10 protein-coding genes are annotated in these 13,953 nt (G+C 68.5%); 7 read left to right on the forward strand and 3 right to left on the reverse strand.

The features are described 5' to 3' along the window. The first annotated feature begins 6 nt into the window (after positions 1 to 6). The 7 genes from O9271_RS01000 to O9271_RS01030 are packed head-to-tail and all read left to right on the forward strand — an operon-like array spanning position 7 to position 9,050. Complete coding sequence (locus O9271_RS01000; RefSeq protein WP_298265303.1) at positions 7 to 753, forward strand: DUF4159 domain-containing protein; 747 nt, start codon at positions 7 to 9, stop codon at positions 751 to 753. Between the two features lie 24 nt (positions 754 to 777). After that, positions 778 to 1,806: a MoxR family ATPase gene (locus tag O9271_RS01005; RefSeq protein ID WP_298265305.1), complete on the forward strand. Its 1,029-nt coding sequence runs from the start codon at positions 778 to 780 to the stop codon at positions 1,804 to 1,806. Between the two features lie 11 nt (positions 1,807 to 1,817). After that, the gene (locus tag O9271_RS01010) at positions 1,818 to 2,717 is read left to right on the forward strand and encodes a DUF58 domain-containing protein (protein WP_298265307.1); all 900 of its coding nucleotides are present in this window, start codon (positions 1,818 to 1,820) and stop codon (positions 2,715 to 2,717) included. Between the two features lie 10 nt (positions 2,718 to 2,727). Then, positions 2,728 to 4,788: a BatA domain-containing protein gene (locus O9271_RS01015; protein WP_298265308.1), complete on the forward strand. Its 2,061-nt coding sequence runs from the start codon at positions 2,728 to 2,730 to the stop codon at positions 4,786 to 4,788. A gap of 46 nt (positions 4,789 to 4,834) precedes the next feature. After that, complete coding sequence (locus O9271_RS01020) at positions 4,835 to 8,419, forward strand: DUF4175 family protein (protein WP_298265310.1); 3,585 nt, start codon at positions 4,835 to 4,837, stop codon at positions 8,417 to 8,419. Positions 8,420 to 8,454: 35 nt separating this feature from the next. Further along, complete coding sequence (locus tag O9271_RS01025; protein WP_298265312.1) at positions 8,455 to 8,595, forward strand: hypothetical protein; 141 nt, start codon at positions 8,455 to 8,457, stop codon at positions 8,593 to 8,595. 56 nt (positions 8,596 to 8,651) lie between these two features. Beyond that, positions 8,652 to 9,050, forward strand: coding sequence for a four helix bundle protein (locus O9271_RS01030; protein ID WP_298265314.1), 399 nt, complete (start codon positions 8,652 to 8,654; stop codon positions 9,048 to 9,050). 71 nt (positions 9,051 to 9,121) lie between these two features. Here the strand turns inward: O9271_RS01030 and O9271_RS01035 are convergent, their stop codons facing one another. The 3 genes from O9271_RS01035 to O9271_RS01045 form a co-directional block, all read right to left on the reverse strand. Continuing rightward, the gene (locus tag O9271_RS01035; protein WP_298265316.1) at positions 9,122 to 11,002 is read right to left on the reverse strand and encodes a sodium:solute symporter family protein; all 1,881 of its coding nucleotides are present in this window, start codon (positions 11,000 to 11,002) and stop codon (positions 9,122 to 9,124) included. Between the two features lie 241 nt (positions 11,003 to 11,243). Continuing rightward, positions 11,244 to 13,478: a NosD domain-containing protein gene (locus O9271_RS01040; protein WP_298265318.1), complete on the reverse strand. Its 2,235-nt coding sequence runs from the start codon at positions 13,476 to 13,478 to the stop codon at positions 11,244 to 11,246. Further along, positions 13,469 to 13,939, reverse strand: a complete 471-nt coding sequence (locus O9271_RS01045; RefSeq protein ID WP_298265320.1) for an isoprenylcysteine carboxylmethyltransferase family protein — start codon at positions 13,937 to 13,939, stop codon at positions 13,469 to 13,471. The genes O9271_RS01040 and O9271_RS01045 overlap by 10 nt, the downstream gene beginning before the upstream one ends. Between the last annotated feature and the right edge of the window lie 14 nt (positions 13,940 to 13,953).

The raw sequence follows: 13,953 nt of genomic DNA on the forward strand, positions 1-13,953 counted from the left end.
ACTGCAATGGCGAGCGCCCTGCTGTCGCTGGTGGCGCTCGCGGCGGTGGAAGGCCAGCGGCGCCGCGGAGCACCGGAATTCGAACCGAACGTGCCGTACGACGGACGGCTCACCTGGGTGCGCGTCAAGTACATCCTTCCCGACTTCAGCAGCAGCAGCGGCTTTCGCGGCGGGCGCGACTTGCCGTGGTCGCACGACTATCCGCGCGGCGAACGCAACTTCACCAAGATCATGAGTGAGCTCTCCACGGCGCGCGTGCGTCTGGGAGCGAGCAACATCCTCACGCTCGATGATCCGCTGCTGGGGAAGTACCCCGTGGCATACATGGCCGAGCCGGGATTCTGGCGCCCCAACGACAAGGAAGTACTCGGGCTGCGCAATTATCTCGCCAAGGGCGGCTTCATCATTTTCGACGATTTTGCCGGTCAGCACTGGTTCAACTTCGAAAGCCAGATGCAGCGCGTACTCCCCAACGTGCGGGCCGTCCCGCTGGATACGTCGCACCCCATCTTCGATTCGTTCTACAAGATCACCTCGCTCGACTACACGCACCCGTTCTACGGGCTCAAGGCGGTGTTCTACGGGTTCTTCGAGGACAACGATCCGCGCAAGCGCCTGCTGGCGATCGCCAACTACAACAACGACCTGTCGGAGATGTGGGAGTTCTCCGACGTGGGGATGTTCCCCGTCGACATGTCGAATGAAGCGTACAAGCTGGGCGTGAATTACGTGATCTACGCACTGACCCGCTGACTCTTCCCCCCACCGAGGACCTGCGTGACTGCCTCTCTTTCCGAACTCGATCGCCTCGACGATGCCGCCCTCGCTGACCGTCTGCAGGGTGCCGGTCAGCGCATCGCCAGCGAACTCCGCAAGGTGATCGTTGGGCAGGATGCCGTGGTGGAACAGGCGCTCGTGGCGCTGTTTGCCGGCGGCAACTGCCTGCTGGTGGGTGTCCCGGGGCTGGCCAAGACGTTGCTCATCTCCACGCTGGCGCGGGCGCTCGACCTCAAGTTCTCGCGCATCCAGTTCACGCCCGATCTCATGCCGAGCGATGTGACTGGCACCGACGTCATCCAGGATGACCCGGCCACCGGACAGCGCCGATTGGCCTTCATGCCCGGGCCGGTGTTCGCCAACGTGCTGCTCGCCGACGAGATCAATCGCACCCCACCCAAGACCCAGGCGGCACTGCTGGAAGCCATGCAGGAACGGCGCGTCACCGTGCAGGGACGCACCTACGAGCTCGACAAGCCGTTCTTCGTCTTCGCCACGCAGAACCCCATCGAACTCGAGGGCACGTATCCCCTCCCGGAGGCGCAGCTCGACCGGTTCATGCTGGAGGTCATGCTGGACTACCTGCCGGAGGAAGACGAGGTGGCCGTGGTGAAGGCGACCACGGCACTGCCGCCGGAGGCGGTGCACCCGGTGGTGTCGAAGGAGGAAATCCTCGCGTACCAGCGGGTGGTACGCCGGCTGCCCATTGCCGATGCAGTCACGCGCTACGCCGTGAAGCTCGTGCGCTGCACGCGTCCCAGCGAGAGCGGCGCCCCCGACTACGTGAAGCAGTACGTGAGCTACGGCGCGTCGGTGCGCGCGGCCCAGGCCCTGGTGCTCGGGGCCAAGGCCCGCGCGCTGCTGCAGGGGCGGGCCAGTGCCGGATTCGACGATGTGAAGGCGCTGGCCCGTCCCGTGCTGCGACACCGCGTGCTCGTGAATTTCCAGGCGCAGTCGGAGAAGTTCACCACCGATGCCATGGTGGCGCGCCTGCTCGACTCGGTGTCCGTGCCCCGCTCCGCTCTCTGATTTCTGCGCCCGTGCCTGCCGCCCCTGCCGCCTTTCTCGACCCCGCACTGCTCGCGACGATCGCCGATCTCGCGCTGCTCGCGCGCACCGTCGTGGACGGCTTCATGCACGGGCAGCATCGCAGCCTGCGCAAGGGTTCGTCACTGGACTTCGCCGAGCATCGCTCGTACCAGCCCGGCGATGATCTCCGGCGCATCGACTGGCGCGTGTACGGGCGCACCGACCGGTTCTACATCAAGGAGTACGACGCCGACACCAACGCCAGTGTGCTCTTTGCCGTGGACACGTCGGGGAGCATGCAGTACGGCAGCGGTGCCGTGACCAAGTTCGCGTACGCCCGCATGCTGGTGGCGAGTCTGGCGTGGCTGTCGCAGTCCCAGGGGGACCGGGTGGGGCTGGCCACGTTCACGCAGGAGCTGGAAGAGGTCATCCCGCCGTCTGTGCGGCATCTCCAGCGCCTCCTGCATACGCTGGCCACCACGAAGGCGGGCGGCCCCAGCCAGCTGGTGGCGTCGCTGGGCAAGATCGGCCTGCTTTCGCAGCGGGCCGGGATCATCGTGCTGGTGACCGACTGCTATGAGCAGCCGGCGGCCCTTGGTCGCGCCGTGGATGCGCTGCGCATGCACGGCCACGACTGCATCGTCTTCCACGTGGTCGACCCCGCGGAACGTGACCTGCCGGGCGACGACGATACCACGTTCGAAGATGCGGAGAGTGGCGCCCTGCTGCCGCTCAAACCCCGCGTGCTGCGTGAGCAGTACCAGGCCCTGGTCACGGCGCATCATGCGGCACTGCAGGCCCGCCTGGCCGCGGCGGGCGCCGACTACGTGAGACTCGACACCAGCGAGCCACTCGACCGGGCCCTGCATGCGTACCTCGACGCGCGGCTCTCGCGCAGCCGCGTGCGATGAGCAGACGGCGATGAATTTCCTCGTTCCCGCCTTCCTCGCCGGGCTCGCCGCGCTGGTCGTGCCGCTCGTGCTGCACTTGCGGCACCGTGATCGCGACCGGCCGCAGCGATTTCCGTCGCTCATGTTCCTCGAGCAGATCACCATCCGCACGGAGCAACGGCAGCGGGTCAGCGATTGGCCGTTGCTGCTGCTCCGGCTGCTGCTGCTCGCGCTGCTGGTGTTCGCGTTCTCGCGGCCACTCTTCCGCGCGCGCGGTGTGGCGGGTACCGACTCGCGTTCGCGGGCCGTGGTGCTGCTCCTCGACCGTTCGCAGAGCATGGGGTACGAGGGCACCTGGGCCCGTGCGCTCGACTCGGCCCGCGCCGTGGTGGGGCGGCTGGGCACGGGGGATCGCATCGCGGTGGTGACATACGACGATCAGGCGGAAACCCGGCAGCGACTCACCACGGACCGGGCAGCCGTGCTGGCATCGCTCAACGGGCTGTCGCCGCGCCGTCGTGGCACTCGGCTGGCGCCGGCGCTGCGTGCAGCGCGCCAGCTGTTGCTCGACGCCCCGTTCGCGGCCGCGGAGATCCTGGTCATTTCCGACCTGCAGCGGGCCGGTGCGCTCGGTGTGGCCGGAGTGGAGCTGCCCGCGGGCGTGATGGTGCGCGGCATCCCGGTGGGACCGGCGTCATGGGAGAACGCCACGGTGCATGCCCTCGACGCGCGCCGTGTCGTGCAGGAGGCCCGCACGGTGCTGGCGGTGAAGGCACGGGTGCGCCGCCATGGCGGCGACGCGCCCATGGAGCGTACCGTGCACCTCGTGATCAACGGGCGTGATGCCGCGTCACGTACGGTCCCGGTGAGTGCGGGCGGCGAGACGGTGGTGACGTTCGATCCCGTGCCCGCCCCGGAGGGCGCGGTCGCCGTCCTGGTGGCCATGAGCCCCGATGCGCTCGCGGCCGACGACACGCTCGTGGCCGTCGTACCGCGTGATGACGAACTGGGCGTGCAGCTGTCGGGGGGTGGCGAAACGCTGTACTTCGAGCGCGCGCTGGGCATTGGTCGCGCACCGTCGGTGATGGTTTCGCGCCCCGGCGGGATGCCCGGCGGCAATGCCCGGCCGGCCGCGGTGCGTGTCTTCTGGGATGTGCTCCCCGATGCCACGCTCACACCATGGCTGGAGGAGGGCGGGGGCGCGATCGTAGTGGTCGGACGTCGGCTGGCCGAGCGTCGCGGGTCGGTGTCTCCGCTGCTCCCGGCATCGTTGGCCGGCACCGCCGACCGCCTGTCCGACCGTGGGGGAACGCTGCGCGAGGTGAGGACGGAGCATCCGCTCTTCGCTCCTTTCCGCGAAAACGCCGATGCGCTTGGCGCGGTACGGATGTTTCGCTACGCCCGACTCGATGCACAGCCGGACGCCGATGTGCTCGCGCGGTTCGACGACGGCCTGCCGGCAATCCTCGAACGGCAGGTCGGCAACGGCCGTCTCCTGCTGCTCGCGCTGCCGCTCGACAATACGGCCGGCGATTTCCCGCTCCAGCCCGCCTACCTGCCGTTCGTGCGACAGCTCGTGCTGCACACGTCCGGCCGCGATGCGGCGCCGCTTTGGCGCGGCACGGGCGACCGGTGGGCGCTCCCCGGCACACTCGCGGCACCGGTGGTCGAGTCGCCAGACGGAACGCTGCTCCGACCAACGGCCGACTCGCTGGGCGCGGCCGTGCCATTGGCCGATGCCGGTGTCTATCGCGCCTTTGCCAGTCAGGTGGGCGGAGAACCGGCGGCGCTGCTGGCGGTGAATGTGCCGACCTCGGAATCGGTGCTCACGCCCATGGACACGGCCGAACTCCTGCTTGGTGTGCAGGCGGGTGGTGCCACCGTGGCCTCGGACAGCGCGGCGCAGGGCAGCGCCGGTCCGCAGACCGACGAAGAGCTGGAGCGGCGGCAGTCGCCCTGGCGGGTGCTGCTGCTGCTGGCCCTGGTTGCCTTGACGCTTGAAACGGTGCTGGCCACACGCGGCCGGCGCGGCACCGCGCGACGGGTGGTCGCACAGCCGTCGACACGCCCGGGCGCGGAGCGCACCACATGATCGCCCGGTCAACGCACGCCGCGATTCCCATTCCGGAGCATCTCCTATGAGTCCCGACCGGCAGTTGCTCGTGACGCTGCACGCGCTGCGGAGGCAGTGGCGCCTGCGTGTACTGTGCGAATCGCTGGTGTGGCTTGCGGTCGCCACGGTCCTTGCCGTGGTGGCGGCGTGGGGGCTGCTGCGGCTCTTTGCGGGCAATGAGACGGGACCGACCATTGCCCGAGTAGTGGGCTACCTGCTGATCGCGGTCGCGCTTGTGCGCGGCCTGATCGTGCCGTTGCTGCGGCGCGCGTCGGATGAACGGTTCGCGCTGTACGTCGAAGAGCGCGAGCCCTCGTTGCGCCAGACACTGCTGGCCGCCGTGCAGGAAGCGCAGCTCCCCGAGGCGCAGCGTCCGTCGCCCACGCTGTCGGCGCGCGTGATGCAGCGGGCCGTGGCAGCGATTCGGCCACTCGAGTCCCGCATGGCACTCGAGCGTCCGCGGATCGTGCGCGCCATGCAGTCCTTCGGCGGTGTCGTCGCCGTCGCGGGGGCGCTGCTCTGGCTGGGGCCGCAGTCGGTGCGGGATGGAGCCCGCGTGCTTTTCGTACCCTTCGGGACGGCCCAGGCGGCCGTGCCGGTGCGTATGCTGGCCATCTCCCCCGGCAGCGTGAGTGTGCCGCGCGGCGGCGCCATCGAGGTGGAAGCGGGGCTGGTGGGGTTCGCGGCGTCGAGCGCCGAACTCGTGTTCCGAAGCGACAGCGCAGGCAACGACACCGGTGCGTGGCAACGCCTGCCCATGGCGCCCGACGCCGACTCGGCGCGGTTCCGGTCGCGACTGTTCGATATCGTCCAGCGCACCGAGTACTACGTGGAGTCTGCCGACGTGCGATCGGCAGTCTTCACGCTGACCGTGAACGACCTGCCTGCCGTGTCGCGGGTGTCGCTCGACCTCCGTTTTCCGGCATACAGTGGGCTGCCGCCGGAGAAGATCGAGGACACCGGCGACGTCGCGGCGGTGGTGGGGACGACCGTCACCGTTCGCGCGCGCGTCACCCGCGCGGTGGGTGGCGGCACGCTGCGCTTCGATGATGGACGGACGGTGGCGATGACGCGTGAAGGCGACAGCGCCCTTGTGGGCGCGTTCACGGTACGCCGCAGTGGCTTCTATCAGGTTGACCTCACCACAACCGATGGCACGACCGTTGCCGGCGCCGTGGAGTATGTCGTGGACGCGATCCCTGATCGCGCCCCCGTTGTGCGCATCGAGGAGCCGGGACGCGACACCAAGGTTCTGAACACGGATGAGGTCACGATTGCCCTGCAGGCAACCGATGATCTGGGGGTGACCGCTTTGGAGCTTCGCTACCGCGTGAACGGCGGCGAGGAGAAGCGTGTGCAGGTGACCGGGGGGGCGCGGCGCCCGCGGGATGCCCGCGGCGCCCATACGCTGTTCCTCGAGGAGCTCTCACTGCAGCCAGGCGATCTGGTGGCGTACCACGCCGTGGCCAGGGACGGTGCCGGGCTGGTGGGGAGCAGTGATGTGTATTTCCTGGAGGTGCGTCCCTTCGGCAAGGATTACCGACAGTCCGACCAGCGCGCGCAGCAAGCGCAGCAGGGCGGTGGTGGACAGCCTCAGGGGGATTCCCCCGATGGATTCGTGGCGCGCCAGCGCGACGTGGTGGCCGGCACCTTCAACTGGCTGCGCGACAGCGCGAGCACCAATGACAAGGTGCGTCGCGAGAACATGACGACGCTGGCCATTGCCGAAGGGCGCTTGCGTGAGGACGTGGAACAGCTGGTGAAGCGCCTGGCTGAGCGCGGCGTGGCAGCGCAGGACACGACCTTCGCGAAGATTCGCGGGGAACTGCAGCAGGCTGCGGTGGAACTCAAGGCCGCCGAGGAGCAGCTCGGACGTGTGCGTGGCAGCGGCGCGCTGCCCGCGGAGCAGCGGGCGCTGCAGCGCCTGCAACGCGCCGAGGCACTCTATCGCGACGTGCAGGTCCAGATGGGGGGCGGCGGTGGTGGCGGGGGCGGCGGCGGAGGTGGACAGCAGCGTGCCGAAGATCTGGCCGACCTCTTCGAACTGGAGAACGACAAGCAGCGCAATCAGTACGAAACCATGCAGCAGCAGCGCGCGGCGGATCCGTCGCAGCCTCAGGTCGACGAGACCCTCGAGAAGCTGCGGCAGCTCGCCAGCCGCCAGCAGCAGGAGAACGAGCGGTTGCAGCGCATGGCCGAGGCGATGCGGCAGCGGTTGGCGGAATCGGGTGGTGCCGCCGGCGGAGCCAGTGGCGGCTCCGCCAGCGGAGGCGCGCGACCGGGCGGCGCGAACGGCAACAGCAGCCAAAGCGGTGCACAGCGGGAGCTGGCGCGACAGGCGGAGGAGGAAGCACGCCGTCTTGAGCGGCTGGCGCGCGAGCAGAGCAATCCGGAGCTGCAGCGTGCGGCCGAGCAGTTGCAGCAGGCGGCCGACAACATGCGTCGTGCCGCCACCGGATCGGCGGCGCAGGGCAATGCCGCTCTCGAGGAGCTCAATCGCGCGGCGCGCAATCTGGAGGGGGCTCGGGCCTCGAGTACCTCACGCGGCGTGCAGCAGCTGGCCGACAAGGCGCGCCAGCTGGAAGAGCAGCAGCAGCAGATCCAGGAAGCGGTTCAGGGGCTACCCGAGGCCTCTCCCAGTGAGCGCGGGCAGCGCCTGCAGCAGTTGTCGCAGCAGAAGGACCGCCTGGCTGAAGAGGTCCGTCGCCTGGAAAGCGAGGCCGATCGCCTGTCACGATCGGCGCGTCGGGATCAGCCCAAGGCCGCCGGTCAGTTGAGCGGCGCGGCCGATGCGATTCGTGATACGCGCCTGGCCGACAAGATCGAGTTTTCCAAGCAGGTCGCGCGCAACGGCAGCGGCGAGTACGCGGGCGCGTTCGAAAATCAGATTGGCGAGAACATTCGCGATGTGGCGGAGCGACTTCGCGCCGCACGTGGCGCGCTGCAGGGCGAGAGCGCGGCGCGTGGTCAGGAACGCACGCTCGAGCGTACGCGCGAGCTCGTGGCGGGCATGGAGTCGCTGCGTGACCGGGTGGCGGACCGCGCGCAGGGCCGACCGGGGCAGCCGGGACAGCAGGGACAGCAGGGACAGCAGGGACAGCCGGGGCAGCCGGGGCAGCAGGGGCAGCAGGGGCAGCAGGGCGGGAACCGTGGTGGCGCAGCGCAAGGCGTTGCGCGCGGCGGCGGTATGCCGGGCGACGAGCCGGGACAGGGTGGAATGGCTGCCGGAGCGCCGCGCAGTGGCGGCGGAATACCGCGCGGTGAGGCCACGCAGTTCGCGCGCGAGTTCCGCCTGCGCCGCCAGGCCGCCGAGGAGGTACGGCGCGAAGCGGCGGCGCAGGGGGTGAGCACGCAGGACCTCGATCGCGCCATCCAGGCGATGCGCGAGCTGGAGAACACCGGGGCGTTCGGAGACCCGCAAGGGCTCGAACAGCTGCAGACGGCGCTGCTCGACCGGCTCAAGGACTTCGAGTTCACGCTGTACCGCGCCGCAGCCGGCAGCGCCGACGGACGTCCCGCCGTGGGAGCACGGGCGACCGCGCCAGCGGAGTACCGGCAGATGGTCGAGGAATACTACCGGGCGCTGGCGGGAGCGAAGCGGAAGCGGTAGGGGCGGGAACGGCGGGAACTGCGGGAGACGGCGTCATGGGAGACGGCGTCATGGGAGACGGCGTCATGGGAGACGGCGTCATGGGAGACGGCGTCATGGGAGACGGCGTCATGGGAGACGGCGTCATGGGTGACGGCCGGACCGGTGACGGCGGGGGACGGTCTGCGTTGTGGTGATGATGCGCGCGCCGAATGGATGACACCGGTGGGGAAGGTCGGGACTATCGTGGCGCATGAACGATCCACGAAACCTCAGGGTGCTGGAAGCGGCGCTGCACTTCGCCGACGCCGTACACGAGCACATCGACCGTCTCGACTTCACGCGTGCACCACGCATCCGGGCGCAGCTGCTCCGCGCCGTCGACTCGGTGCCGGCCAACATCGCCGAAGGGGCGCGCGGCAGTCGCGCCCAGTTCGCCAATCACCTGCGTATCGCGCGCGGTTCAGCCGACGAGGTGGGCGTGCATCTGCGCGTCGCGCGCCACGCTGGTGCCATCGCCGAGTCGGAGTACTGGCGCTGCGAGAACAAGCGCGTGCTCGTGTGCAAGATGCTCACCCGCTTTCTCCGCACACTGGACGAGGAAGAGGCGTACGCTCACCATCGTGAGCACAGACGACGGTCCCCGCAGTAACCCGCCGTTACCGGTCCGGCCGTCATCCATGACGCCGTCTCCCATGACGCCGTCTCCCGCCCTCCCCCCCGTTACCCTTCGCTTTCCGCCCACAGCTTCCGCGTCACGCCAAGCAGCACACTGCCGCTCACCAGGAACACGGCCGTCAGGATCCACGCATCGGTGAGGCGCGACGGATCGCCCGGGGCGTACAGGAAGTTGCCGATCGCGAACAGCGACGACCAGATCACGAGGCAGCCGGCGATCCACCCCAGCAGCGAGACCCCGATGGCGTTCTCGCGTACCACCTCGGCGTCGGAGACCCCGGCGGCGGCGCGTTGCGCCGTCCACCCCGGGCCAGCCGGCTTCACCTTGCGCACGAACGCCAGCAGGGTGGATTGGTCGGTTTGCGGTCCCACGTAGGCCGTTACCAGCCACGCCAGCGTGGTCACGCCCACCTGCACCAGCGTGATGGTGGCGAAATCCGCGTCGGGCAGCAACCGCGGCACCGCCAACGACGTCACCAGCGACATCACCATGGCCACGATCTCGCACCATGCAGAGACGCGCCACCAGAACCAGCGCGCGATGTACAGCAGGCCGGTGCCGGCACCAATGGAGAGCAGCACCTGGAACGCCTGCTGCGCGCTGCTCATGGTGAGGCTCAGCAGCGCCGCCACCACGTACAGCAGCACGGTGCTCGCACGCCCGGCCTGCACGTAGTGCGCATCGGGCGCGTCGCGACGCACGAAGCGCCGGTAGAAGTCGTGCACGAGGTAGGACGACCCCCAGTTGAGATGCGTGAGGATCGTCGACGAGTTGGCGGCAATGAGCCCGCCGATCATGAGCCCCACGAAACCGACGGGGAGAAACTTCAGCATCGCCGGGAAGGCCGAATCGTGGCCGATGAGCGCCGGATCGGCCGCCGGAAACGCCGCCTTGATGGACGCCAGATCGGGGTAGACGATGATCGAGCAGAGCGCGGTGATGATCCACGGCCACGGCCGCAGCACGTAGTGGGCGATGTTGAAGAACAGGGTGCCGCCCAACGAATCCTTCTCCGACTTCGACGCGAGCATGCGCTGCGCGATATAGGACCCGCCCCCCGGCTCGGCCCCCGGATACCAGTTGGCCCACCAGCTCACCGCGATGGGCAGAATGAAGATCATGAGCGCGAGCTCGGACATGCTGAAGTTCGGCATCATGTCGAGAATGGGCTGTCCGAGCCCATCCTTCACCGACATCACCGGCTGGGCGTCACCGCCCCCCTGCACCACCTGCTGCGGCGCCAGCCGCTCGACCAGCAGGCGCAGACCAAGCCAGCCGCTCTCGCTGTTGCCCAGGCGACGAGCCACCTCCACGAGCGAGAACCACGCGGCCGCGAAGACGGCTGTCATCTTGATGAAGAACTGGATCATGTCGATGACGAGCACCCCCCAGAGACCGGAGTGCGCCGCAAAGACCACGTTGAGCAGGCCGGTGAGCAGGATCGTCTGCCACGGCGCGAGCCCGAACAGGATGTTCGCGATCTTGCACGCCGCCAGGGTCACCATCCCCATGATGAAGCAGTTGAAGAAGAGTCCCAGGTACACGGCCCGGAAGCCGCGCACCAAGGACGCCTCCCGACCGGAGTAACGCAACTCGTAGAACTCGAGGTCGGTGAGCACCCCCGAGCGCCGCCACAGCCGCGCGAAGAAGAACACCGTGGCAATGCCGGTGAGTACGAAGGCCCACCACTGCCAGTTCCCCGCCACCCCGTAGCGGCGGACCTGCTCCGTGACCCAGTTGGGGGTGTCCGACGAAAAGGTCGTGGCGACCATGGACAGGCCCGCGAGCCACCACGGCACCGACCGCCCGGACGCGAAGAACTCGGTGGTACTGCTCCCCGAGCGCTTGGCCAGGAAGAGCGCCGGGACGAAGCAGACGAGGATGGACAGCAGCACAATGACCCAATCGATCCAGGAGACGGTCATGACCGGGTCAGCGGAAGGGAGGAACAGGCACGGGCTGGCTCATGGGACCGGAATGTGGGGGGCCGGCAGCCGGGGAGCAACGCGCCACGGCGGGCGGGACGAAATCCGTCACCGCCGTGGCCGGAACGGGCGGATGCGATGCGTCATTCCCAGGGGTGACGATCTTTCGCTTCCCCTTTCAGGGTACGACCTCAGTCCCGTGCGCCGAAGCCGAGGCGGAGTGCTCCTGCGTACGCCTGCCTCAGTGCGGGCCGCTGCTGCCGGCCGAGGGGCGCACCGCCCCACGCAGTACATCGAGGCGCAGCTCCACCCAGCCACGGACCTGAACATACTGCACACGCACCTGATGGTGCCCGCTTGCGATGCGGGCATAGGCCGGTACCGTTTCGTGGGGCACGAAGTGATCGATGACCAGACGGTCATCCACCCACACCCGGACCGCGTCGTCACTCAGCGTGCGCAACGTCCAGGTGCCGGGCGGCAACGACAGCGTCGAGGTGGCCTCCATGACGAAGTGGGTGCTCGGTATGGCCGGGTCGCGCGGCCGCGACCAGAGCCAGTCGAGCCGCGGTGCCACGCGCTCGAGCAACGGGGTCGAACGCAACAGCGAGTCGAAGGCGGCCGGGTGGCGGAACGGATCGGTACGGTCGTCGTAACGGAAGACGCGTTGCACCCAGTGCTGCGTCGGCTCGACGCGCTCGTACGCAAACCGCACGGGCACCCCGGCGCGCGCTGCCACGCCCCGCGGCGACCGGGTTGCCGCGCCCACGAACTCCAGTTCCACGCGCCAGTCGCCCGTGGCGTCGCGATGCGGTACGACCTGCACCGTATCCCCGGTACGGCCGCGGGCCGGGGTGATTGACTGGACGCCGCGCAACGAGGCCACGCGCCAGCGTCCTGACGGTCCGAGAACCCGCAGCCGGAGTGGCACAGCGCGCGTGCTGTCGAGCGGCCACAGCTTCGGCGAGCGCCAGTCGTACGGCCCCCACTCGTCCACCACGATCGCGTCGCGCCCGCGTGACGCCTCCGCACGCGCCGGCCAACGGCGCGGCGCACCCGGAATATCCGGCAGCCGCCACCACGCCGTGGTGGGGATGATGCGGGCCGGTTCGCAGGGACCTGACAGGGAGTCGCTCTGCACGTTGCGACTCGAGTCGATCACGTGCGTATTGACGATCTGCCAGCGCGTGCCCACACGGACAAAGCGATTCTCCACCACGCGCCAGTCGCGACTGCGCGTGTCGCGGTGGCGCGGATAGCCCCACTCGCCGGGTTCAACCGAGTCGGCCCACACGCGGAGGGCCAGGGTGTCGCCAACGAAGTGGTTGCCACCCACGAGATTGCCCTGACCGTGTTCGACCGCCACGCCGATACGGTTGTCACCGAAACAGTTGCCCACAATGCGCGACTCGTAGCTGTAGCCGCCCCACAATCCGTGCGTACTGCCCACCACCCGGTTGCCGATGAACTGGTTCCGGCTGAACGTGGCTTCCATCCCGTTGGTGGGCGCGAAGCTGAAGTCGTTCATCAGAAACAGGTTGTCGTTCGAGCCTCCCTGCCCCGTATCCATGGTGTGCTGGCCTGCCCACAGAAAGAGGCCATCACCACTATGTGTCATGCTGTTGTAGGCCACGACGTTGTGCGTGCACTGCTCGAACATGAGCAGCGCCGCCGAGTCCTGCCCGCGCTGGAAGAAGCCATGCGAGGAACCGCGGACGTTGTAGTCGGCCCGGTTCTCGACGATGCGGTGCCAACTGGCACGGTACAGGCCAATGCCGAGCCCCGAGTTGAAGGAGACATCGTTGCGCCGGATGTCGAGGGAATCGCTGTGCGAGAGCAGCAGGCCATTCATCGACTGGCGTACGGTGTTTCCAATGATCCGCCCCCCGATGACGCCACGCAGGTACACGCCGGCCCCGAAGCGCAGCCATTCGTCCTGCTCATTCCGGTGAAACGACAGCCAGTCGTTGAGGCTTTCGTGCTCCACGATGCTGAACAGTCGCGGTTTCCAGCCGTACGACAGGTCGTTGTGTTCGAGCACGAGCCCGCGCACGTTGCGGGCGAGAATGCCGATGCGGTACCCACGGGCCGTGAGCCCATGCACCCGTACGTTGCGCCCCCCATCGATGCGCACCGCGGTACCACGCGCGGCATCGGGCGCACTGTCGGGTGGCAGGCCAACGAAGGTCACGCCGCGCAGGTCCACGGTGATGTCGTTGCCGCGCACGGTGAGCAGCGCGGAGTCCAGTGACGCCCGACCGCTCCAGTAGTAGGTCCCGGGAGCCACTTTCACCGACCGCGTAATGAGCATCCCCGGCACAGGGCGTACGATGGGCAGCGGCTGCGCCCGCACGGGTAGCGCCGGCAGCCACGACAGCAGCAGCCCCCCGATCAGGGTGTGCATACGCGCATGCATACGCGCGTGCCGCACTCGCGCCACGGTGCGCCACAGGGCCCCGGCGCGGGTCAGAGCCATCGACGCACCCGACGACAGTAGGCGGCATAGGCCTCGGGAAAGGCCGCATGCAGATGCCGCTCCTCGCGCACGATCACCTGCACGTGCAGCAGGCGCAACACCACGGGCAGCAGCACCAGGGCCCCGAGCGAGTGCATGAGCAGCGCACCACCCACATAGAACGTGGTCATTCCCACGTACATGGGATTGCGTGTCCACCCATACACGCCGTGCTGCACGATCACCGTTGCCGGGCGATTGGGATAGACGGCGGTGCGGGCGCGCCGAAACGTAAAGATGCCGACATACACGATGGCCAGACCCACGATGATCAGCAGGATCGCGGCGATTTGCGTGGCCACGTTGGCGGGCACCACCGACGGGACACGCCCATAGCGATCGAGCACCGCCCCCACACCCAGCCCCGCCACGAAGAGCAGCGGGGGTGGGAATTTCACGTCGGGGCCGCGGTCCTGATCCATGCCCGCAAGCTACC

Origin of the sequence: Gemmatimonas sp., from assembly GCF_027531815.1 — a bacterium.
Lineage (GTDB): Bacteria > Gemmatimonadota > Gemmatimonadetes > Gemmatimonadales > Gemmatimonadaceae > Gemmatimonas.

Excerpts from the sequence above, each read along its gene's own strand:
- O9271_RS01000 (WP_298265303.1), top strand. The coding sequence starts at position 7 with ATGGCGAGCGCCCTGCTGTCGCTGGTGGCGCTCGCGGCGGTGGAAGGC.
- O9271_RS01015 (WP_298265308.1), top strand. The coding sequence starts at position 2,728 with ATGAATTTCCTCGTTCCCGCCTTCCTCGCCGGGCTCGCCGCGCTGGTC.
- O9271_RS01020 (WP_298265310.1), top strand. The coding sequence starts at position 4,835 with ATGAGTCCCGACCGGCAGTTGCTCGTGACGCTGCACGCGCTGCGGAGG.
- O9271_RS01025 (WP_298265312.1), top strand. The coding sequence starts at position 8,455 with ATGGGAGACGGCGTCATGGGAGACGGCGTCATGGGAGACGGCGTCATG.
- O9271_RS01030 (WP_298265314.1), top strand. The coding sequence starts at position 8,652 with ATGAACGATCCACGAAACCTCAGGGTGCTGGAAGCGGCGCTGCACTTC.
- O9271_RS01035 (WP_298265316.1), bottom strand. The coding sequence starts at position 11,002 with ATGACCGTCTCCTGGATCGATTGGGTCATTGTGCTGCTGTCCATCCTC.
- O9271_RS01040 (WP_298265318.1), bottom strand. The coding sequence starts at position 13,478 with ATGGCTCTGACCCGCGCCGGGGCCCTGTGGCGCACCGTGGCGCGAGTG.
- O9271_RS01045 (WP_298265320.1), bottom strand. The coding sequence starts at position 13,939 with ATGGATCAGGACCGCGGCCCCGACGTGAAATTCCCACCCCCGCTGCTC.